This is a genomic window from Dactylosporangium sp. NPDC005555, assembly GCF_040605635.1.
Classification (GTDB): Bacteria; Actinomycetota; Actinomycetes; order Mycobacteriales; family Micromonosporaceae; genus Dactylosporangium.
In genome coordinates, this window is record NZ_JBEXDG010000010.1 from 114,599 (window position 1) to 135,207 (window position 20,609).

At 73.3% G+C, this 20,609-nt stretch carries 21 protein-coding genes; 16 read left to right on the forward strand and 5 right to left on the reverse strand.

Features of this window, described 5'->3' with window-relative positions:
* The first annotated feature begins 88 nt into the window (after positions 1-88).
* Together ABZS58_RS14150 and gntF are read left to right on the forward strand one after the other, a co-directional pair.
* Positions 89-1,555, forward strand: coding sequence for an AMP-binding protein (locus ABZS58_RS14150; RefSeq protein ID WP_354781229.1), 1,467 nt, complete (start codon positions 89-91; stop codon positions 1,553-1,555).
* On the forward strand, positions 1,552-2,778 hold the full coding sequence (gene gntF, locus ABZS58_RS14155) for a guanitoxin biosynthesis pre-guanitoxin forming N-methyltransferase GntF (RefSeq protein WP_354781231.1): 1,227 nt from the start codon (positions 1,552-1,554) through the stop codon (positions 2,776-2,778). Before ABZS58_RS14150 ends, gntF begins: the two co-directional genes overlap by 4 nt.
* A 226-nt stretch (positions 2,779-3,004) precedes the next feature.
* Here the strand turns inward: gntF and fabG are convergent, their stop codons facing one another.
* A complete protein-coding gene (gene fabG, locus ABZS58_RS14160) occupies positions 3,005-3,766 on the reverse strand; it encodes a 3-oxoacyl-ACP reductase FabG (RefSeq protein WP_354781233.1) in 762 nt (253 codons plus the stop codon).
* A 353-nt stretch (positions 3,767-4,119) separates the two neighbouring features.
* Here fabG and ABZS58_RS14165 point away from each other — a divergent pair, with 353 nt between their 5' ends.
* The 8 genes from ABZS58_RS14165 to ABZS58_RS14200 all read left to right on the forward strand — a co-directional run bounded on the left by ABZS58_RS14165 (position 4,120) and on the right by ABZS58_RS14200 (position 11,263).
* Positions 4,120-4,770: a hypothetical protein gene (locus ABZS58_RS14165; RefSeq protein WP_354781235.1), complete on the forward strand. Its 651-nt coding sequence runs from the start codon at positions 4,120-4,122 to the stop codon at positions 4,768-4,770.
* The gene (locus tag ABZS58_RS14170; RefSeq protein ID WP_354781237.1) at positions 4,767-5,786 is read left to right on the forward strand and encodes a hypothetical protein; all 1,020 of its coding nucleotides are present in this window, start codon (positions 4,767-4,769) and stop codon (positions 5,784-5,786) included. Before ABZS58_RS14165 ends, ABZS58_RS14170 begins: the two co-directional genes overlap by 4 nt.
* A complete protein-coding gene (locus ABZS58_RS14175; protein WP_354781239.1) occupies positions 5,783-6,583 on the forward strand; it encodes a hypothetical protein in 801 nt (266 codons plus the stop codon). The genes ABZS58_RS14170 and ABZS58_RS14175 overlap by 4 nt, the downstream gene beginning before the upstream one ends.
* 22 nt (positions 6,584-6,605) lie before the next feature.
* On the forward strand, positions 6,606-7,121 hold the full coding sequence (locus ABZS58_RS14180) for a hypothetical protein (RefSeq protein ID WP_354781240.1): 516 nt from the start codon (positions 6,606-6,608) through the stop codon (positions 7,119-7,121).
* Between the two features lie 60 nt (positions 7,122-7,181).
* Complete coding sequence (locus tag ABZS58_RS14185; RefSeq protein ID WP_354781242.1) at positions 7,182-8,924, forward strand: asparagine synthase C-terminal domain-containing protein; 1,743 nt, start codon at positions 7,182-7,184, stop codon at positions 8,922-8,924.
* The gene (locus ABZS58_RS14190; protein WP_354781244.1) at positions 8,921-10,267 is read left to right on the forward strand and encodes an aldehyde dehydrogenase family protein; all 1,347 of its coding nucleotides are present in this window, start codon (positions 8,921-8,923) and stop codon (positions 10,265-10,267) included. Before ABZS58_RS14185 ends, ABZS58_RS14190 begins: the two co-directional genes overlap by 4 nt.
* A 91-nt stretch (positions 10,268-10,358) precedes the next feature.
* Positions 10,359-10,847, forward strand: coding sequence for a helix-turn-helix transcriptional regulator (locus ABZS58_RS14195; RefSeq protein ID WP_354781246.1), 489 nt, complete (start codon positions 10,359-10,361; stop codon positions 10,845-10,847).
* A gap of 5 nt (positions 10,848-10,852) precedes the next feature.
* A complete protein-coding gene (locus ABZS58_RS14200) occupies positions 10,853-11,263 on the forward strand; it encodes a VOC family protein (RefSeq protein WP_354781247.1) in 411 nt (136 codons plus the stop codon).
* A gap of 114 nt (positions 11,264-11,377) precedes the next feature.
* Here ABZS58_RS14200 and ABZS58_RS14205 read toward each other — a convergent pair whose 3' ends face one another.
* The gene (locus ABZS58_RS14205; protein ID WP_354781249.1) at positions 11,378-11,848 is read right to left on the reverse strand and encodes an ATP-binding protein; all 471 of its coding nucleotides are present in this window, start codon (positions 11,846-11,848) and stop codon (positions 11,378-11,380) included.
* Between the two features lie 140 nt (positions 11,849-11,988).
* Between ABZS58_RS14205 and ABZS58_RS14210 the strand changes: the two genes are divergently transcribed.
* Positions 11,989-12,594 carry a DUF1275 family protein gene (locus ABZS58_RS14210; RefSeq protein WP_354781251.1) on the forward strand — a complete coding sequence of 202 codons (606 nt, stop codon included), beginning with the start codon at positions 11,989-11,991 and terminating at the stop codon, positions 12,592-12,594.
* Positions 12,595-12,613: 19 nt separating this feature from the next.
* Entirely contained in the window at positions 12,614-13,483 is an 870-nt protein-coding gene (locus ABZS58_RS14215; RefSeq protein WP_354781253.1) for an NAD(+)/NADH kinase, read from the forward strand.
* Between the two features lie 6 nt (positions 13,484-13,489).
* Here ABZS58_RS14215 and ABZS58_RS14220 read toward each other — a convergent pair whose 3' ends face one another.
* From ABZS58_RS14220 to ABZS58_RS14230, 3 genes are read right to left on the reverse strand one after another with little or no spacing between them, the layout of a single operon-like run.
* Positions 13,490-14,245 (reverse strand): maleylpyruvate isomerase family mycothiol-dependent enzyme, encoded by a 756-nt coding sequence (locus ABZS58_RS14220; protein WP_354781255.1) that lies wholly within the window; start codon positions 14,243-14,245, stop codon positions 13,490-13,492.
* Between the two features lie 34 nt (positions 14,246-14,279).
* On the reverse strand, positions 14,280-15,557 hold the full coding sequence (locus ABZS58_RS14225; protein WP_354781257.1) for a condensation domain-containing protein: 1,278 nt from the start codon (positions 15,555-15,557) through the stop codon (positions 14,280-14,282).
* A gap of 32 nt (positions 15,558-15,589) precedes the next feature.
* A complete protein-coding gene (locus ABZS58_RS14230; protein WP_354781259.1) occupies positions 15,590-15,880 on the reverse strand; it encodes a UBP-type zinc finger domain-containing protein in 291 nt (96 codons plus the stop codon).
* A 109-nt stretch (positions 15,881-15,989) separates the two neighbouring features.
* Between ABZS58_RS14230 and ABZS58_RS14235 the strand changes: the two genes are divergently transcribed.
* From ABZS58_RS14235 to dinB, 4 genes are all read left to right on the forward strand, one after another.
* Complete coding sequence (locus tag ABZS58_RS14235; RefSeq protein WP_354781261.1) at positions 15,990-17,624, forward strand: FAD-dependent oxidoreductase; 1,635 nt, start codon at positions 15,990-15,992, stop codon at positions 17,622-17,624.
* Positions 17,625-17,709: 85 nt separating this feature from the next.
* On the forward strand, positions 17,710-19,140 hold the full coding sequence (locus ABZS58_RS14240; protein ID WP_354781263.1) for an ATP-binding protein: 1,431 nt from the start codon (positions 17,710-17,712) through the stop codon (positions 19,138-19,140).
* An 88-nt stretch (positions 19,141-19,228) separates the two neighbouring features.
* A complete protein-coding gene (locus tag ABZS58_RS14245; protein WP_354781265.1) occupies positions 19,229-19,351 on the forward strand; it encodes a hypothetical protein in 123 nt (40 codons plus the stop codon).
* 63 nt (positions 19,352-19,414) lie between these two features.
* Positions 19,415-20,605 (forward strand): DNA polymerase IV, encoded by a 1,191-nt coding sequence (gene dinB / locus ABZS58_RS14250; RefSeq protein ID WP_354781267.1) that lies wholly within the window; start codon positions 19,415-19,417, stop codon positions 20,603-20,605.
* Positions 20,606-20,609: the final 4 nt, after the last annotated feature.

Below are 20,609 nucleotides of genomic sequence, written 5' to 3' on the forward strand. Positions count from 1 at the left end.
CACCGCCGTCGTCGTCGAGATGCACGGTAACGCCCGCGCACACGTTCGGGAAACGATCCGCACACGATCCGGTGCCTACCTTGCCGCCATGACTGACGCCGTACACCACCTGGTGCTGCAGCACGCGGCACGCCTCGGCGACAAGGCGGCGCTCCTCGACGCCGCGACCGGGGCCACCATCACCTACCGGGAGCTCGCGGACGGGGTCGGGCGGGTCGCCGCCGGGCTCGCCGCCCGCGGCTTCGGCCGGGGCGACGTCCTGGCCGTGTCCAGTCCCAACCTGCCCGCCTACGCGCTGGCCGCCTATGGGGCGATGGCCGCCGGGGGGACCGTCACCGGCGCCGACCCGGCACTCACCGGCGCGGAGCTTGCCACCCAGCTCGCGGACGCCGGGGCGCGCCTGCTGGTCACGGCACCGCCGCTGCTGGCACGGGCGCGCGACGCCTTCGCAGCCGCCGGCGGGGTGCTCACCTTCGACGATCTGACCGGGCAGGAGCATCCACCGGTCGCGGCCCAGACCGACCCCGTCCGGGACGTGGCCGCGCTGCCGTACTCCAGCGGCACCACCGGACTGCCGAAGGGGGTCGAGCTCACGCACGCCGCTCTGGTCGCCAACGTCCGGCAGGCGCAGGCGGTGCTCGGGTTCGCCGAGGACGACGTCATCCTCGCCGTGGCGCCGTTCTGCCACGTGATCGGGCTCAACCTGCTCCTCACCGGCGGGCTCGCGGCCGGCGCGACCGTCGTCACGCTGCCCGGCTTCGAGCTGGAGTCGTTCCTGCGCGCGGTCCAGGACCGGCGGGTCACGCTCACCGTGGTCGTGCCGCCGGTCGTGCACGCCCTGGCGGGGCACCCGCTCGTCGACCGCTTCGACCTGTCGTCGCTGCGCGCGGTCGGCGTCGGCGCGGCACCCCTGGACGCCGCGACGGAGCAGCGCTGCGCCGAACGGCTCGGCTGCCGGGTCAGCCAGGGCCTCGGCATGACCGAGACCAGCGCGCTGATCGCCGTCAGCGACCCGGACGCGCCGCGCCGCGGGTCCGTCGGGCGGCCGCTGCCGGGCACCGAGACCCGCATCGTCGACCCGGCCACCGGCGCCGACCTGGGTGCCGGTCGCACCGGTGAGCTGTGGGTGCGCGGTCCGCAGCTGATGCGTGGGTACCGCCGCCGCCCAGAGGAGACCGCGGCGGCACTGGACACGGACGGGTGGCTGCACACCGGTGACCTGTGCCACTTCGACGAGGACGGCCACCTGTACGTCGTCGACCGGCTGAAGGAGCTCATCAAGCACGGCGGCTACCAGGTCGCGCCGGCGGAGCTGGAGCAGCTGCTGCGGATGCACCCGGCGGTCGCCGACGCCGCCGTGGTGCCCCGGCCCGACCCGGCCGCCGGCGAGGTCCCGGTCGCGCACGTGGTGCTGCGCTCACCGGCGAGCGCGGAGGAGCTGCTGGGGTACGTGGCGGAGCGGGTGGCGCCCTTCAAGCGCCTCGCGGCGATCACCTTCACGCCCGCGCTCCCCCGCTCCCCCACCGGCAAACTCATGCGCCAGGCCCTGCGATGAAGTGGCTGGCCAGCCTCGCGGCGACCGTGGTGTCCGCATACGCCCTCGACGCCACCGCGACCGCTGCCGGGGTCGCACTCGTCGCGTCCGGCCTGCTCGACGGCATCGGGCACCGGTGGGCCCTGGCGCTGCTCGCCATCAGCTACGCGCTGTGGGCGTGGGGGCTGGCGGCGAACCTGCGCGCGAACCAGGAGCTCCTCACCGCGACCGGGACCAGCACCAACGTGCTGTCCAAGGCCGCGCACGACCTGACCCGCCGGTACACGCCGGATCCTCGCGCGGCCCGGGTCGCAGCCGCCGCCGGGTACGCCGCGACCGAGGTCGCCAAGGAGGTCCCGTACTACGCGGGCGCGTTCGGCGTGGCGCTGCTGACCGGCTCCGCGACCCGGGCCCTGGTCTTCCTGGTGGGTGCGAACGTCGGCGCCGCCGGCTACGAGTACGGCCTCGCCCGCCTGACCAGGGTGTTCCTGCGCCACCGGTACGCCTCGTTCGACACCGACTGGGATCCTGCGGCATACCTGCGCGGCTACTACGGCTCCGTCGAGCCGGACGAGGTCGCCACCATCGCGTTCCTCGTCGATGTCCTACGCGGTGCCGGCCGGGACCGGCCGGTGCTGTTCTTCGGGGTCGGGCCGACCCTGCACCACGTGTTCGCGGCGGCCGAAATCGCCTCCGAGATCCACCTCGGCGACTATCTGCCGGGGAACCTGGCGGAGATCCGGCGGTGGCTGGACCGGGATCCGGACGCCCACGACTGGCGGCCGTTCGTCCTGCACACCCTGCGGTGCGAGGGCAACGCTGACCCGACCGACGACGAGGTGGCCGCGCGGGAGGACCTGACCCGCAAGAAGGTCACCGCCCTCGTCGAGGTCGACGCCCGGCACCCGCGTCCGGTCGACCGCACCTATCCTACGGTGATCAGCGCCTACTGCGCAGACTCCGCGACCGGGGACAGGGCGACGTGGGTGCGGTACATGCGCCACATCACCGGGCTGGTCGAGCCGGGCGGACTGTTCGTGACGGCGGCGCTGCGCCGCTGCCGCGGCTACACGGTCGGCGACCGGTCGTTCCCGAGCGCGGACGTCGACGAGCACGACCTGCGGGCGGTGCTCCGCCCCGGTTTCGCCGCCCCTGTCATCGAGGTCCACCGGGTGCCGCAGCAGGACACCCACGGCTACGCGGGGATCATCCTCGCGCACTGCACGGCGAATTCCCTTTCCTGACGTTCCAATTCGTCGACGCTGCGATTTCGACGCGGAGTGTGCAGCCGTCGGCTGCCCGGCACACCCTGACGCCTACCCGGACCGGGCTGCCCCGTCCACGACCACCCGGACACCGAATGGATGCTGGTCCCGGCGGGTGGGGCGCTTCGTGGCCACCGCACCGCCCGCGCCGCACGACAACCAGGCAGGAGGCGTGCCGGGTCGGCCGCGGCCCCGAGCGGCCCCGTCAGCGCGGCGAGGCGCCGCCGTCGAGGTCCAGCGTGGACCCGGTGACGAAGCCGGCCTCCACGGACGCCAGGTAGACCGCCGCCGCGGCCACCTCGGCGGCGGTCCCGCCCCGCCCCAGCGGCAGCGAGGCCACCGTCGCGTCGCGTCGCTCCCGGGTGCTGAAGGTGGCGTGGAAGTCGGTGTCGCCGATGTACCCGGGGGCCAGGGCGTTGACCGTGATGTGGTCCGGCGCGAGCTCCTTCGCCAGGCCCTTGGTGAGCCCGATGATGCCGGCCTTCGCCGCGGCGTACGCGACCCCGCCGGGACCGCCGCCGTTGTGCGCGGCCAGGGACGCCATCGTGATGATCCGCCCGGCGTCGGAGGCGCGCAGCGCCGGCAGCGCGGCGCGGACGGTGCGGAACGTCGCGGTGAGGTTGACGTCGGTCACCTTCGCGAAGTGCTCGTCGCTCATGTCCGCGACGGCGACCCGCCCGACCAGGTGCCCGGCGTTGCAGACGAGGATGTCGAGCCCGCCGAGGAACCCCGTAGCGGTGTCGACGAGCGCGTCCACCTGCCCGGTGTCCGTCACGTCCGCCTGGACCGCCGTCGCCCGCTGCCCCATCGCGGCGATGCGGTCCACGACGCCGGCGGCCCGCTCCGCGGAACGGCCGTAGTGCACGACGACGTCCGCACCGTGCTCGGCGAGCGCGACCGCGATGGCGGCGCCGATGCCGTGCCCGGCGCCGGTGACGAGCGCCAGGCGCCCCGTGAGGTCGAACATGCCGCCACCCTTTCCCGTTTCCGGGCGGCTGGAACCCGCCGCCCCCGCTGAGATTCTGCACGGTGCCGGCGCCGCCGGGAGGTCAGGGTCGATGCGGGTGCTGTTCAGACGCCGAGCAGACGGGCCGTCTCGTCGTGGCGGGCGGCCGGTGCGAGGTCCAGGGCCGCCGCCCGGTGGCCGCACCGATCATGTCGGCGGGCACGCCGTAACGCCGCACAGACCCTCCTTCCCCGGTCGAGTTCCCCGGTCGAACGGGACGATCGTGACATCCCCCGGCGGGACCCGCGCCTCGCCGTGGGACAGGTTGACGGTGCGGCTGGAAACAGTAGTGCGGGTTTCGTACAGTGCGCAGTGTGAAGGGCGACGAGGTGCTGCCGGCGGGCGTCGAGGTGTACGCGTTGACCGCCGACGGCACCGCGCTGCTGACGTCCGGGACCGGACGCGGGGACCTACTCGACCCGGGCGAGCTGCTGCCGTTCATCGACCAGGGGCAGTTCGCGAGGTATCTGATCGGTGACGCGTTGACGTCGCCGGAGCGGCCGAGCAACGCGACGTACAAGCTGGGGCTGATGCGGGGGCACAGTGCGTTCACACCCCACGCGCACGGCGGGGAGCACTTCGTGCTGAGCCTTGGCTACGCGGCGTGCGGGCTCTACGACGAGGAGCGGCAGGCCGCGGTCTCGGTGCGGCTCACGCCCGGTGTCATGATCCGCATCCCGGCGCTGCTGCCGCACTCGTTCGCCAACCGGGGCGACGGCCGGCTGCTGATCCTGGCCGCGAACAGCGGGTTCGGCATCGACCACGAGGACTACGCGATCACCGCCGAGGAGGCCGAGCGCCGCGCCGCCGCGGAGCCGGCCGACGGCGGCGGACTGGACTATCCGGCGCTCGCGAAGGCGTTGCGCGCCGTCGGTGAGCGGCCGGCACCGGGTGGGATGAGCTGGCGGGAGCGCGCGGCCCGGACCGCCCGCCGCCTCGCCGTGCGTCTGGAGGGATCGGCATGATCTGCCCGCACTGCACCACCAACCTCAAGCGCCGCGACCGCACCGGTGGCCGCTGCGGCACCTGCAAGAAGCCGTTCGTGTTCGAGCCGAAAGCAAACCCCCTGGCCCTGCACGACGTGAAGGTGCGGCGGCTCACCGCGAAGCTCGCCGAGGGCGGCCTCTGGTACACCACGACCCAGCTGTGGTATGCCGCCGCCCGCAAGACCAACAAGGCGAGCACGGGCGTCACCGCCGGGTGCGGGATCGTCGTGCCGATCATCATCGGATCGGTGATGATCGTCGTCGGCCTCACCGGCGGCCCCGAGCCCCTGGCGGTCGTCGGGGTGGTGCTGCTGCTCATCAGCGCGACCATCATCGTGCTGCGGCTCGCCGGCGTCTTCAAACGCGAGGTGGCGGTGAACATGCCGCTGCCGCAGTTCCGCAAGGAGATCATCGGCGGCTGGGCGCGCGTCTACGGCAAACCGCCCGGCGGGATCGTCGACGAGCCGCACGTGCGGCCCGGCCCGCCACCCGCGCAGCCGGCGTTCGCGATCCTCTGCCCCGACCTGTCGGTGCTCGCCTGCCTGCGGGTCAACGACGTCGAGCGCCGGTTCGCCGCCGCGCTCGCCGTGAACGTCGCCGAGCTGCCGGCCGGGACCCCGGTGGCGGTGCTGCACGACGCGAGCCTCGACGGTGAGGTGTTCCTCGCGACGGCCCGGCACGAGCTGCGCGGCCGCCGCGTCGTCGACCTCGGCCTGCGGCCCCGCTCGATCCTCGCCGCGAAGGACCCGTTCAAGCTGCGGACGAAAGCCCGGCAGCCGGAGCGGATCGCGTGGCTGAAGACGCAGACGGACCTGACGCCGAAGGAGCTGGACTGGCTCGGCGACGGCTGGTCGTCGCCGGTCGCCGCGCTGCGCCCGGCGCAGCTCCTCGCGCGGGTCGAGAAGGTCGCCGCGCACCTGCGCAAGGCGGGCGCACCCGACCGGGACGAGAAGGCCGCGATGGCGGTCGGCTTCATGACCTGGCCCGGGCAGTGAGCGTCGTCGACCGGGCCCTCGCGGCGGCGGTGGCGCGAGCCGGCGCCCCGGGACGGATCCGGTTCACCCGGCGGCAGCTGTACTACGAGCTGTGCCGCGGCCTGATGCCGCTGCACCGGCTGCCGCGCCGGGTCAGGTTCACGCTGCCCGCCCCGGGCGGCCACGAGCGGTTCCTGGCGGCCCTGCGGCGGCACGGCCCGGTCCCCGGGCTCCTCGACGACCCGGCCACGCGGACCGTGCCGTCGCCGGCACCGGGCGACGACGTGCCCGACCTGTACGACTACGGCCTGCCCCGCCTGCTGGTCTGCCAGGACGCGGGGATCGCCGGGATGCTGCTCGCCAACGAGCTGCACATGGAGTCGGCGTGCCCGGTGTTCGCGCTGCGCGACCTGCCGCTCGACCCGCGCCTCACCGCCGCGCTGCGACGCACCGGCGACGCCACGGTCTTCGTGCTGCACGACGCGAGCACCGCCGGCTACACCGCCGTCGACGACGTCCGCCGGTGGGCCGGTGACCTGCGTGTCCACCCGCTCGGACTGCGCCCGGCGCACGCCGCCGCGCTCCACCTCACCACCGGCGCCCGCGACCGCGCCGGCCCCCCGGAGCACGCCGCCGGGCTGGAGCCGTGGGAGGTGCGCCGGCTGCGGGCCGGGCACACCGTCGAGGTCGCCGCCGTCAACCCGGCCCGGCTGCTGCGCACCGTGCACCGCCTCGTCCGGGGCCAGTCCCGGACGCGTCGCAGGACCCGCCTGCGCCAGCTCCAGGCCGCGGGCTTCATGACCTGGCCGGCAGCATGACCGGCCGCATGACAGGAGTGCTGTGAGCCAGTACCGGGAGATCCAGTACACCGACGAGCTCCTCGCCGACCACAGCGTGCACCGCCGCTTCGCCGACGGCCGGCAGGAGTGGCGCCGCCGCGCCGGCGAGCACTACGTGCAGTGGCAGGACAACTCCGGCCGCAGCGGCGTCGACGAGATCCTCGGCGACCGCATCATCAAACGGACGTACACGACCGGGCAGGTCGTCTACGGCCGGGACCAGGGTTACGGCCGCACCGCGTGGGGCGACGGGACGCTGACGGTCAACCGGACGTCGTTCGGTGGCCGTACCGGCGCCATCCTCGCCGCCGTCGGTGCCGGGGCGCTGCTCGGCGCGATCGTGGCTCCGCCGCTGATGATGTCGCCGCTCGAGGAGGACGAGCTGCGCCGCCAGGCCCAGCAGCAACAGCAGAACAACGGCGGTGACGGAGGCGACGACGGGGGCGGCGGCGACAGCGGCAGCTGGAACGACGACGGCGACGGCGGCGGCGGCGGCTCCGACGACGACTTCGGCTGACGCACGACAGGGCACGGGCCTCCGGCTGGAGGCCGCGGCCCGCAACGACAGGAGACTCCCGTGCCACGCATCGCAGCGACGCTCGGCGACCCGCGGGCGCTGACCGGTCTCGGCGCCCGGCAGGTCGTCCAGGCCGGCCCGGCCACGCTCGGGTTCGTGGACGGCGAGCCGGGCTTCGCCGAGGGACCCTGGACCGCCGGGCCGCTGCACGCGGTCGGCGAGGTCGTCCTGCACAACCGCGCCGAGCTGCTCGCCGCCCTCGCCAGGGCCGGGGACCCCGTCGCACCGGAGACGCCCGACGGTCTGTTGCTGCTGCTGGTGTACAGGAGTCTCGGCGCCGACGGGGTAAAGGCCGCCGACGGCATGTTCGTCATGGTCGTCGCCGACGGCCCGGACCTCGTCGTCATCCGCGACCACGTCGGCGCCCGCACGATCTTCACCGCCCGGTCGACGACGCGGCTGGGCGGCACCTGGGCGGCGTCGACGTCGCTGCGCGCGATGCGCCGCCTGCCGGGGCTGGACACGGGCCTCAACCTGGGCGCGGTCCGGTCGTTCCTCACCTTCGCCTACCTGCCCGGCGACGAGACCCTGCTCCGTGGCGTCCACGAGGTCCTCCCCGGCAGGATCGTGCGGCTGCGCGCCGACGGCACCGCCCACGAAGCGGTGTTCTGGGAGGCGACGGAGGCCATCGACGAAGGCCCTGACGAGGCCACCACCGCCGGCGGGCACACCGCGACCCTGCGGGCCCTGCTGGAGCGGGCCACCAGCATCCGGCTGCCCGCCGCCGAACCCGCCGCGGTCCTGCTGTCCGGCGGCGTCGACAGCAGCCTCGTCACCGCCCTCGCCGCGAAGCTGCACGACCAGGAGGTCCGCACCTACTCGATCAGCTTCGGTCATGAGCTGCCGAACGAGCTGGCGTACTCGGGGCTCGTCGCCGCCCACTGCAACACCCGCCACCGGGTCCTCAGCGTCTCCGGCGACGCGGTCGCCGCCCGGCTCGCCGACACGGTCGCGCTGCTGGACAGTCCCGTCGGCGACCCGCTCACCGTGCCCAACCTGATGCTCGCCGAGGCGGTCGCCGGCGACGGGATGAGCGTCGTGCTCAACGGCGAGGGCGGCGACCCCGTGTTCGGCGGACCGAAGAACCTGCCGATGCTGCTGTACGAGTTGCACCGCGACGACCCGTCACCGGACGCGCGGTCCCTGGCGTACCTGCGGTCCTACCGCAAGTGCTACGGCGACCTGCCGATGCTGCTGACGCAGGACACGCTGCGTGCCCTGGACACCGAACCCGGGCCGGAACGCTTCGTCGCGCCGTACCTGTCGCCGGGCACGATGCGCTCCCACCTCAACCGGCTGCTGCACTGCAACCTGCGGACCAAGGGCGCCCACCACATCCTGACCAAGGTCGAACGGCTGACCGCCGCCCGCGGCCTGCAGGGACGGGCGCCGTTGTTCGACCGGCGGGTGATCGACCACGCGTTCACCGTGCCGCCGCGGCTGAAGCTCGCCGGCACCGACGAGAAGTGGATCCTCAAGGAGGCCGTGCGGGACCTGCTGCCGGCCACCATCGTCGACCGCCCGAAGAGCGGCATGCGGGTGCCGGTGCAGCAGTGGCTGAGCGGGCCGCTGCGGGAGCTCGCCGACGACGTGCTGCTCGGCAGCCGCACCAGCGGCCTGTTCGACCCGGTCACGATCCGCGCGTGGCTGCGCGGCGAGGGCGCGCTGCTGCCCCGCCAGGGCGGCAAGGTCTGGCTGGTGCTCACGCTCGAGCTCTGGCTGCGTGCCTACGATGTGGTGTGAACTTCGTTGATCTGACCGACCCCCGGACCGGCCAGGTCCGCAACCGTCTCTCGTGCGGCGGCCCCGCCGAGGTCTCGGCGGCCGTCGCCGCCGCCCGCGCCGCCGCGCCCGGGTGGGCCTCGCTGACCGCCAAGGAGCGCTCGCACCGGCTCCTCGCGCTGGTCGCCCTCATCGAGCAGCACCTCGGCGAATACGTACATGCGGAGATCGCCGGGACCGGGAAGTCCCCGGCGGACGCCCGCGCCGAGGTGCTGAACTCCGCTGACGTGCTGCGCTTCTACGCCGGTGCGGTCCGCGCCGACCTGACCCCGGCCGCCGGGCAGCTGCTGCCGGGCCGGGAGAGCTGGGTGCGGTGGGAGCCGCTCGGGGTCGTCGCGGCGATCGTGCCGTGGAACTACCCGCTGCTCATGGCCGCGTGGCGGCTCGGACCCGCGCTCGCCGCCGGCAACGCCGTGGTCCTGAAGCCGGCCGAGACGACCCCCGACACGGCGGTGCTGCTGGCCTCGCACGCCGCCTCGGCGCTCGGCGCGGGCGTGCTGGTCGCGCTGCCCGGCGACCGGGAGACCGGCAGGCTCCTCGTCGGCGCGCAGGTCGACGCGGTCGCGTTCACCGGGAGCCAGGCCGGTGGGCTCGACGTCGTCGCCCGGGCCGGGCTGCGGCGGGTCAGCCTGGAGCTCGGCGGCAACTGCGCCGCGGTCGTCCTGCCCGACGCGCCCGACGACACGTATGACGCCCTGGTCGGGGCGTGCACGTACAACGCCGGGCAGAGCTGCGCCGCGCCGGCCCGCGTCATCACGCTGCGCTCCCACCTGGACGAGACCGTCGCGCGGCTCGCCGCCGCGATGCGGGCCCGGCGCGCGGGTCCCGACTTCGGTCCGCTGAACAATCCGTCGCAGGTCGCGCGGTTCGACGCGATCGTGTCCTCGTCGGCGGCCCAGGCGCTCCACCGGGGGGATGTCGCGGTCGGCTCCGGTGAAGACGGAGGGTTCTGGCGGCCCGGGCTGATCCTCGCCGACCTGCCGGCGGACGACCCCGCGGTGACCGGGGAGATGTTCGGCCCGGCGCTGACCGTGCAGGCGGCGGACGACCTCGACGGGGTGGTCGCCCTCGCCAACTCGGTGCCGCAGGCCCTGGCGGCGAGCGTGTGGGGGACGGCGGTGGGGCCGTCGCTGCGGCTCGCGCAGCAGCTCGACTGCGGCGAGGTGTGGGTCAACTGCCACCTGGAGCAGACCGCGGAACTCCCCCACGGCGGCCGGCGCGGCTCCGGGCACGGCACCGACCTGAGCGTCCTGGCGCTCACGGAGTACCAGCGCCCGAAGACGGTCACCGTGCGGCTCGACTAGCGTCCGGTTCCGCACATTCCGGGCCCGGCTGCTCGTCCAGGGAGGCCCCGGCGTGGCGGGGATCGCGCCGGGCTCCCGCTACTGTGGCACGATGACGTCCCCTCAGCTGCGGGATCTCGCCCTGCTGCGGCGGGTCCGCGACCGGATCGACCGGGAATACGCGCAGCCGCTCGACGTGGAGGCCCTCGCCCGTGGCGTGCACATGTCCGCCGGGTACCTGAGCCGCGCGTTCCGGCAGGCGTACGGGGAGTCGCCGTACTCGTACCTGATGACCCGCCGCATCGAACGCGCGATGGCCATGCTCCGCCGCGGCGACCGCACCGTCACCGAGGTCTGCTTCGCCGTCGGCTGCTCGTCGCTGGGCACGTTCAGCACCCGCTTCACCGAACTCGTCGGCATGCCGCCCAGCGCGTACCGGGCGCGCGCCGCGCTCTCGACCGCCAGCCTGCCGCCGTGCGTCGCCAAACGGGTGACCCGGCCGGTCAGGACCCCTCCTCCGGGCAGGACCCCCCATCCGGTCAGGAACCCTCATCCGGTCAGGAATCAAGAAGCGGCGGCCGGCGGCGCCCGCCTAGCGTGACCGGTATGACCATCAGCATCCAGGCCTCGTTCCTGCCCCACACCGACCCTGACGCGTCCCTCGCCTTCTACCGCGACATCCTCGGCTTCGAGGTCCGCAACGACGTCGGTCACGAGGGCATGCGCTGGATCACCGTCGGCCCCGCCGGCCAGCCCGACACCGCCCTCGTCCTGGAACCCGTCGCCGTCCCCGGCAGCGGCGTCACCGACGACGAACGCCGCACCATCACCGAGATGATGGCCAAGGGCACCTACTCCGGCGTCAACCTCGCCACCACCGACCTCGACGCGGTCTTCACCCGCCTCCAGTCCTCAGCCGCCGAAATCGTCCAGGAACCCACCGACCAGGACTGGGGCGTCCGCGACTGCGCCGTCCGCGACCCCGCCGGCAACCTCATCCGCATCCAGCAGAGCTAACTGTGCCGGCTTCGCCGCCGCGCTTTCCCATGATCCGGAAGACTTTATGTCGTCCATAGCAGCACGAACTCTTCCGGATCATCGAGAACCCCGCCGCGCCGCGGCTGGCACAGCTCAGCGGCGCTGCCAGATCTCGGCGGCGGTGGTCCAGCGCAGGGTGGTGACGGCCTGCAGGGCGAGGCCGCCGTCCTTGGCGGGGGTCAGGTACAGCTCGTCGGCGAGGGCGCGGATGATGTGCAGGCCACGGCCGTGCTCGTCGAGGACCGCGAGGTCCAGGGCGGCGAGCTCACTGGTGGTCATCTCGGTCGCCAGGACGAGGCGGGCCGGGTCGATGACGGAGCCGTCGTTGACGACGTGGATCACGCAGCGGCGGTCGGTGACGTCGATGCTGATCTCGTAGTCATCGATGTCACGCGCGTGCTCGATGACGTTGGCGCAGGCCTCGGTGAGGATCAGGCCGATGTCGTCGCGGCAGCCGGGCTCCACGCCGAGTGTTCGCAGCGCCTGGTCGAGGAGGCGGCGGGCCATCGGCACCGTCGCGGCATCCCGCGGGAGGTGCAGTGCGAGCCGCAACGCGATCGACACCTGGTCGTCGCCCCCTTTCCGTTGTCGTGGTCTGCAGCGACCGTACCCTCAGCACCACCTGTTTCATGTTTGTCACACGGCAAGAATCCTCATCCGGTGCGGGTGAGGGTGGGTCGCGCGGATCTGGGAACGGGTCTGCCATGCGGCGAACACACTGGTTGCTGGCCCTCGCGGCCGGGTACGTCGACGGCATCTGCCTGCTGTTTCTCGGGGGCGTGTTCGGCGGCGTCGTGACCGGCAACCTCGTCGTCCTGGGGGTGGCCGGCGTACAGCGGCTGCCGGAGACCGCGCTGCGCGCGGCGCTGTCCGTGGCCGTGTACGGCGGGACGCTGTGGCTCGCCCGGCGGGTCGCGCCGAGCCGTTGCCTCGTCGGCGCGCTGCTCGCGCTGTGCACCCTGTGCGGCGGCTGGATGGTCACCGCCCACGACCCTCGCGGGGTCACCCAACTGCCGCTGCTCGCGCTCGCCGCGATCGCCACGGGCCTGCAGCACGCCGCCACGACCGGCGAGAAGGGCGGCGAGAAGGGCGTTTTCGACACCGTGCTGCCGTTCGCCTGCATCGCGATCGGTGCGGTGAGCGCCGGGCTGCTCGTCGAACGGGTGCCGTGGATCGGCCCTCTACCGGCGGTCCTGCTGGTCGCCGTCGCCCTCGTGGTGGGATCGTTGCGGCCCCCGGACGCGTCCACGTCCACGCCCCGGCATCGCGAACGGGCCGGCGGCCCGGCCGAAGCGCCGGCCAGGCTGTGACCGGCCGTACAGTTGCAGGATGGGCATGGTGCACACGGTCGGGCTGGTCCTGCATCCGCGGCGCGACTCGAAGCCGGCGATCGACGCCATCATCGAGTGGGCGACGACCCGTGAGGTGACGGTCCTCGGGCTGCCCGACGAGGTCGACCGCATCGACTGCACCGCCGTCGCGGTCGACGCCGACGAGCTGGTGAGCCGCGCGTCGCTGGTGGTGAGCCTCGGCGGGGACGGCACGATGCTGCGCAGCATGCGGCTGCTGTCGGGCAAGCCGACGCCGGTGCTCGGGGTCAACCTCGGCCGGCTCGGGTTCCTCGCGGAGGTCGCCGTCGACGACCTGCCGGCGGCGTTGAGCGCGATCGACGCCCACCGGTACACGGTGGAGCCGCGCATGGCGATCCGCACCCGGCTCCCCGACGGCAGCGACGTGACCGCCTTCAACGACATCGCGCTGGTCCGTGTCCCCGGGCAGGGGCTGGCCGCGATCGGCATCTCCATGCAGGGCTACCCGTTCGTCCGGTACTCCGCCGACGCCCTCATCGTGGCGACGCCGACAGGGTCGACCGCGTACAGCTTCTCCGCCGGCGGGCCGATCGTGTCGCCGAACGTCGAGGGCATCCTGGTCGTGCCGGCGGCGGCGCACTCGGCGTTCAACCGGGCGATGGTGCTGTCCCCCGACGAGGACCTCGACCTGGAGCTGCTGCCGTCCAGCGGCCGGCTCGTCATGGAGGTCGACGGGGTCCTCGGCGCGGAGCTGAAGCCCGGCGACATGCTGACGGTGTCGGCGGCGCCGGCCGCGGCGAAGGTGGTGCGCCTCGGCTACACCACCTTCTACGAGCGGGCCCGCCGCAAGCTCCAGGTCAACGGGAGCCTCGAGGTGGAGGAGCCCTGACCGGCCTCAGCCGAAGGCGACGTGCCGCAGCCAGTGGCGCAGCAGGTCCGCGTCGCCGTCGATCCGCAGCCCGTCGGGGTCGCGTCGCCGGTACACCAGCAGCAGCAGCTCCCTGAGCGGGGCCCGCACGGTGACGGCGGCGGGTCCGGTGCCGCGGCGCCAGGTGTTGACGTCGCCGGTCAGGTCGACGAACCAGCCCTCTTCGGGCGCGACCAGGGCGACCGTCCGACCGGGTCCGAGGATCGCGCGTTTGGCGGGGTCGAGGTCGAAGTGGACCGGGTGCGCGTCGAGCTCCATCCACTCGTCGAGCGCGTCGAGCGCGACGTCCGTGCCGACCTCGAACGGCACCCCGGCGGCCAGGCACGCGTCGGCGCGGTGCATGAGGGTCTCGTGCGCGAAGCGGCGCGCCCAGAACGGCATCCCGCCCGCCTCGAACGGCGTCCACACCGCCGCGTCCGGACCCGCCGCGGTCAGTGCGCCGGCGAGCTCCCGGGCGCCGTCGAGCAGCCACCCGGCTGGAATAGGCCCGGTGTCGTCGCCGTCGACGTCACGCACGATGCCGTCGGGCAGGAACTGCGTCGCCCTGGTCCGGACGATCCGCGCGGCCCACCGGTGCCCGCCGCCGACGTGCCGCAGCAGCGCGCCCAAGGTCCAGCCGGGGCACGACGGCACGGGCGCGGCCTGCGACGCACCCGCGCCGAGGTCGGCGACGAGCAGCTCGGTCTGGGTGACGATCCACCCGCAGTGGTCCTCGAATCGCATGGCTCTCTCCTCGCAGCACGCAACGATGACGCTGTCACGAGCTGGTCGGAGCCACCACGCGTTCCTCGACGTGCCCGGCGGCGGAGATCGCGACGCGCTCCATCGCCCACAGGACGGCCTCGACGTCGGCCGGGGCGAGGAAGTGGCTGTCGACGTAGACCGTGATCGCCACGGCCTCGTCGGAGCCGTCGACGTTGACGAACAGGGCCGAGGAGGGCTCGTCGCCGCTGGCGACCCAGGCGAACTCGCTGCGGGCGGGGCGGGGCACGTCCTGCAGCGCGCCGCCGAGGCGGCGGTCGTTGACGCTGACGTCCAGGGCGAACTGCGGGCCCAGGTCGGCGACCACGGCCGCGATGACCGCGTCGAGGTCGAGGCGGTTGTAGTACGCGTACTTGTACGCGGTGATCGCGGCCGGCCGCGTGCGGTGCAGCACGTCCGCGAACGAGCCGGCGGTGTCGATCACGCACAGGCCCATCTGCGAGACGGGGGCGACGACGCCGCCGAGCCCGGCCCGGAAGCGGTTGCTCGACACGAGCCGCAGCGGCAGCACGTCGACGCCGGTGACCTGTGCGAACGCGACGCCGAACGCGGCCAGGAGGGCGGGTGCCGGCTCGACGCCCTCCCGCAGCGCCACCGCGCGCAGCGCGGACGGCAGGACCCTGGAGTGCAGGACGCCGGTCCAGTGCCGGGGGCTGCGTACGTCGCGGGACGGGGCGACCTGCGGGACGGGGATGGCGCGCAGGTGACTGTCCCAGTGCCGCAGCGCGGCCGCGTTCTGCCGCACCCCGGACGGCGACGTCTGCCGACGGGCCTGTTCCAGCGCGGAGAGCCCCTCGTGAGGTGCGTCCGTGCGGGCGTCGGTCTCGGCCATCATCAGCACCGCGCCGGCGCCGTCCATGACGAGGTGTGACATGACCAGGACCACGTGGGTGCATTCGCCGCCGGTCCGGACGACGGCCATGCGGACCGGCCACTCGTGCGCGTGGTCGAAGGGGACGTCGCGGTAGCGGGCCTCGACGCCGGCCGGGTCCACGTCGTCGAGGACCTCGATCTCGATCGCGCCGGAGCCGTCCACGACCTGCGACGGCGGTCCGTCGCCATCCTCCAGCAGCCGCGTCCGCATGCTCTCGTAGCGGCTCATGAGATACCGCAGCTCGCCGGCGACGTCGTCGAGGGTGGTGCCCGCGGGCAGCGGCCGGATCCCGCCCATCGCCATCGACTGCCCGATGGCGGTCATCTTGAGCCATATGTCCAGCTGCCCCCACGACAGCGGGCCGGAGCCGGCCCCGTCACCCTCGAACGTCACCCGCATCCACTTACTTTAGGACGCGAAAAAACGGGCGACTAGGGGTGCGCGCGTGATGGCAGACCGTCGACCTTGAGCAGCGCGTCGTCGGCGTAGCACCACACCCACTCCTCGCCCGGCTCGAACGACTGGACGAGCGGGTGCCCGACGCTGTTGTAGTGCGCGGTGGCGTGCTTCGCCGGCGAGGAGTCGCAGCAGCCGACGTGCCCGCAGGTCAGGCAGAGCCGCAGATGCACCCAGCGACCACCGGCGGCGAGGCAGTCCTCGCAGCCGTCCGCACCGGGCTGGACGTCGTTGATGAGGTCGAGGTGCTCACACGGGTTGCTCACGGGTCACACCGTATCCGGTCCGCGGCGGCGGCGAGGGCGAGCCGTCGGGCGGTGTTCGTTGATCGGCGAAACGCGTGGTTGGATTGGGTCCATGGCCAAGCCAGCGATCTTGACCGTTGACGACGATCCCGCGGTGTCCCGGGCCGTCGCCCGTGATCTCCGCAAGCAGTACGCCGAGGACTACCGCATCATCCGCGCCGACTCCGGCCAGGAGGCCCTCGACGCGCTCAAGGAGCTGAAGCTGCGCGGCGAGCAGGTCGCGGTGCTCCTCGCCGACTACCGCATGCCGAACATGACGGGCCTGCAGTTCCTCGAGCACGCGATGGACCTGTTCCCGCGCGCCCGGCGGGTGCTGCTCACCGCCTACGCCGACACCGACGCCGCGATCCAGGCGATCAACGTCGTCGACCTCGATCACTACCTGCTCAAGCCGTGGCATCCGCCGGAGGAGAAGCTGTACCCGGTGATCGACGCCATGCTGGAGGCGTGGAAGGCCGCCCCCGACCAGCCGGTCGGCGACGTCAAGGTGGTCGGGCACCGGTGGTCGGCACCGTCGTTCAAGGTCCGGGACTTCCTGGCCCGCAACATGGTGTCGTACCGGTGGTACACCACCGACGACGCGGAAGGGCAGCGGCTGCTGACGGCCGCCGGGCTGTCCGAGGCCGACGTGCCGCTCGTCGTCACCCCGGAGGGCAAGACCCTGGTCGCGCCGGGCGAGGCCGAGCTGGCGGTGCAGGTCGGCCTGACCACGACCCCGGCGTCGGACTTCTACGACCTCGTCGTCGTCGGCGGCGGCCCGGCGGGCCTCGGCGCGGCGGTGTACGGCGCCTCCGAAGGCCTGCGCACGGTCCTGCTGGAGGAGCGGGCGACCGGCGGGCAGGCCGGGCAGAGCAGCCGGATCGAGAACTACCTCGGCTTCCCCGACGGCGTCTCCGGCGCGCAGCTCACCGACCGCGCCCGCCGCCAGGCGGTCAAGTTCGGCGCGGAGCTGCTCACCGCGTGCAAGGTCACCCGCCTGGCGGTGCAGGGCTCGGCGCGCGTCCTGCACTTCGAGGACGGCACGACGATCGCCGCGCACTCCGTCATCCTGGCGACCGGTGTGGCGTACCGGCGGCTGCGCGCACCCGGCCTGGAGCAGTTCCACGGCCGCGGCGTCTACTACGGCTCCGCGTCGACGGAGGCGCCGAGCTGCTCCGACCAGGACGTCTACATCGTCGGCGGGGCGAACTCGGCCGGGCAGGCGGCGATGTTCTTCAGCCGCTACGCGCGCCGGGTCCACCTCGTCATCCGCGCCCCCGGCCTGGACGCGTCGATGTCGCGCTACCTGATCGAGCAGATCGCGGCGGTGCCGACGATCGAGGTCCACCCGTGCACTGAGATCGTCGGCGGGGACGGCGACGAGCACCTGGAGCGGCTCACGCTGCGATCCGTCGAGGGCGGCGCCGAGCGTACCGTCGACAGCTCCTGGCTGTTCATCTTCATCGGCGCGGAACCGCGCACCGACTGGCTCGACGGGGTCGTGCAGCGCGACGCCCGCGGGTTCGTGCTCACGGGGCTGGACATCGAGACCAGCGCGCACCACGCCACGCTGGGCCGTGACCCCTATCACCTGGAGTCGAGCGTCCCCGGAGTGTTCGCCGCGGGTGATGTACGAGCAGACTCGGTGAAGAGGGTGGCGTCGGCCGTCGGGGAGGGCGCGATGGCGGTCTCACTGGTGCACAGGTATCTGGTGGAGGGGCAATGAGCGGACCGGAGCGCGGCGAAGAGGCCCCTCATCGGGACGGCGGGTTCAGCCCGGGCCGGCGCCGGAGCGCGGCGGAGGTGACGGCATGAGCCGGAGACTCGCTCACGAGGAGCTGCGCAAGCTGTTCCTGTTCGAAGCCCTGGACGACGAGCAACTGGAGTGGCTCGCCTCCCGTGGCGCCGCGGTTTCCCATGAGGCCGGTCGGCCGGTGTACCGCGAGGGCGACGCCGCGACCTGTTTCGTGGTCCTGCTCAGCGGCATGGTCAGCCTCAGCCGCAACGTCCGCGGCGACGACGTCGAGGTCAGCCGCACCGACCAGGTCGGCGTCTACGGCGGTGCCACCCAGGCGTATCTCGGCGAACGCGTCCCGCAGGTCTACAACAACACGATGCACGCGATCACCGACACCGAGGTGTACGAGCTGCCGGCCGTCGAGCTCGGCGCGGCGATGCGTGAGTGGTTCCCGATGGCGATGCACCTGCTCGAAGGCCTGTTCTTCGGCATGCGCAACAGCAACAACGCCGCCGCCGAACGCGAGCGGCTCCTCGCCCTCGGCGCCCTGTCCGCCGGCCTGACGCACGAGCTCAACAACCCGGCCGCGGCGGCGGTGCGGGCCACCGCCGTGCTCCGCGACCGGATCGCCGGCATGCGGCACAAGCTCGCGATGATCGCCGACGGCCGGCTCGACGGCGAGCACCTGCAGGGCCTCGTCGAGCTGCAGGAACGCGCCGTGAAGCTGGCGGCGAACGCGCCGAAGCGGTCCGCGCTGGACGCCAGCGACGCCGAGGACACCATCGGCGACTGGCTCGACGAACGCGGCGTCAACGGCGCCTGGGACCTCGCCCCGACCCTGGTCGCCGGCGGCGTCGACGTGCCGTGGCTGGAGGACGTGAAGCTCTGCGTCGGCAAGCTCGACCTGGAGCCCGCGGTCCGCTGGCTGGTGTACACGATCGAGACCGAGCTGCTCATGGGCGAGATCGACGACGCCGTCACCCGCATCTCCGGCCTGGTCAACGCCGCGAAGCAGTACTCGCAGCTGGACCGCGGCCCGTTCCAGGTCGTCGACGTGCACGAGCTGCTCGACGCGACCCTCATCATGCTCAACGCGAAGATCTCCAAGCGGGGGGTCAAGGTCGTCACGCGCTTCGACCGCGCCCTGCCGCCGATCCCCGCGTACGCGGCCGAGCTCAACCAGGTGTGGACCAACCTGATCGCCAACGCGGTCGAGGCCATGGACGGCGAAGGCACCCTGACGATCACCACGTCCCGCGACAGCGACTGCCTGGCGGTCGAGTTCGCCGACACCGGCACCGGCATCCCCGACGACGTCCGCCCCCGCATCTTCGAGCCGTTCTTCACCACCAAGCCCGTCGGTGAGGGCACCGGGCTGGGCCTGGACATCTCGTACCGCATCGTGGTGAAGAAGCACCACGGCGACATCCGCGTCACCTCGACCCCGGGCGACACCCGCTTCGCCGTCCTGCTCCCCCTGACCGAGCCCGCCCCCACCGCCTGACCCGCCCGGCCCGGACCCCGCCGCACCGGCCTCAGACGCCGCTGCGGCTCTCGAGCGACTGTGCCCGCACCGACGCGGCTGGGCCGGGATGCGCCGCGCGACGGCGGCCGGCCCAGCCGCGGCCGTCACCGCCTGGGCCGGTGTGGGCCTGCTGGCCCCGTGCACCCTGCTGACCTACGCGGTCGTCGCCACGGCGTCGCCCTGCTCCTGACCGCCGCGACCTGGTGTCGTGAATCCTTGCCCTGGCAAGGGCAGGTCATGCGAACATATGTTCGTGTCGGAAACGGCCTCGATCCTGCATGCTGACCTTGACGCGTTCTACGCGTCGGTCGAGCAGCGGGACGATCCGCGCCTCAGGGGGCGGCCCGTCATCGTCGGGGGCGGGGTGGTGCTCGCGTGCAGCTATGAGGCGAAGCGGCGCGGGGTGCGCACCGCGATGGGCGGGCGGCAGGCGCGGCAGCTGTGTCCCGAGGCGATCGTCGTGCCGCCGAGGATGCGGGCGTATTCGGAGGCCAGCAGACGGGTGTTCGAGGTGTTCCGGGACACGACGCCGGTCGTGGAGGGGATCTCGATCGACGAGGCGTTCCTCGACGTGCGGGGGCTGTGGCGGATCGCGGGGACGCCGCGGCGCATCGCGCAGCAGCTCCGGGTGGATGTACTGCGGCGGGTCGGCCTGCCGATCACCGTCGGGGTGGCACGGACGAAGTTCCTGGCGAAGGTCGCCAGCGGGGTCGCCAAGCCCGACGGGCTCCTCGTCGTGGAGCCGGCCGACGAGCTCACGTTCCTGCACGCGCTGCCGGTCGAGCGGCTGTGGGGCGTCGGCGCGGTCACGGCGGCGAAGCTGCACGCGCACCGGGTGATGACGGTCGGGCAGGTCGCGCGGCTCGGTGAGGCGACGCTCGTGTCGATGCTCGGTGAGGGCTCGGGCCGGCACCTGCACGCGCTCGCGCACAACAGGGACCCGCGGCCCGTGCAGGTGGGCCGGCGCCGCCGCTCGATGGGCGCGCAGCGGGCCCTGGGGCGGGGGCCGCATCAGCCGGCGTTCGTCGACGCGGTCCTCGGCGAGCTGGTCGACCGGGTCTGCAGGCGGCTGCGCGCCGCCGAGCGGGGCGGGCGGACGGTGGTGCTGCGGCTGCGGTTCGCGGACTTCACGAAGGTCACCCGCTCGCACACCCTCGCCAAGGAGACGTGGCACACCGCGACCGTGCTGAGGGCGGTGCACCTGCTGCATCACGAATCGGCGAGCCTGATCGCGCAGCGGGGGCTCACGCTCGTCGGTGTCGCCGTGGCCAACCTCGACGGCGACGGCGCGGTGCAGCTGGAGCTGCCGCTGCAGGCGCACACCGGCGGCGAGCTCGACACGGCGATGGACCGGGTGCGGGACCGGTTCGGCTCCGCCGCGCTGACGAGGGCGTCCATGCTGGGCCGGCAGCAGGGACCCACAACTCCCCTGCTGCCGGACTAGAGCA

What these genes read in the sequence shown, in the direction of transcription:
- ABZS58_RS14150 (WP_354781229.1), top strand. Translation starts at nt 89, where the DNA reads ATGACTGACGCCGTACACCACCTGGTGCTGCAGCACGCGGCACGCCTC.
- gntF (WP_354781231.1), top strand. Translation starts at nt 1,552, where the DNA reads ATGAAGTGGCTGGCCAGCCTCGCGGCGACCGTGGTGTCCGCATACGCC.
- fabG (WP_354781233.1), bottom strand. Translation starts at nt 3,766, where the DNA reads ATGTTCGACCTCACGGGGCGCCTGGCGCTCGTCACCGGCGCCGGGCAC.
- ABZS58_RS14170 (WP_354781237.1), top strand. Translation starts at nt 4,767, where the DNA reads ATGATCTGCCCGCACTGCACCACCAACCTCAAGCGCCGCGACCGCACC.
- ABZS58_RS14195 (WP_354781246.1), top strand. Translation starts at nt 10,359, where the DNA reads ATGACGTCCCCTCAGCTGCGGGATCTCGCCCTGCTGCGGCGGGTCCGC.
- ABZS58_RS14200 (WP_354781247.1), top strand. Translation starts at nt 10,853, where the DNA reads ATGACCATCAGCATCCAGGCCTCGTTCCTGCCCCACACCGACCCTGAC.
- ABZS58_RS14210 (WP_354781251.1), top strand. Translation starts at nt 11,989, where the DNA reads ATGCGGCGAACACACTGGTTGCTGGCCCTCGCGGCCGGGTACGTCGAC.
- ABZS58_RS14215 (WP_354781253.1), top strand. Translation starts at nt 12,614, where the DNA reads ATGGGCATGGTGCACACGGTCGGGCTGGTCCTGCATCCGCGGCGCGAC.
- ABZS58_RS14220 (WP_354781255.1), bottom strand. Translation starts at nt 14,245, where the DNA reads ATGCGATTCGAGGACCACTGCGGGTGGATCGTCACCCAGACCGAGCTG.
- ABZS58_RS14225 (WP_354781257.1), bottom strand. Translation starts at nt 15,557, where the DNA reads ATGCGGGTGACGTTCGAGGGTGACGGGGCCGGCTCCGGCCCGCTGTCG.
- ABZS58_RS14240 (WP_354781263.1), top strand. Translation starts at nt 17,710, where the DNA reads ATGAGCCGGAGACTCGCTCACGAGGAGCTGCGCAAGCTGTTCCTGTTC.
- ABZS58_RS14245 (WP_354781265.1), top strand. Translation starts at nt 19,229, where the DNA reads ATGCGCCGCGCGACGGCGGCCGGCCCAGCCGCGGCCGTCACCGCCTGG.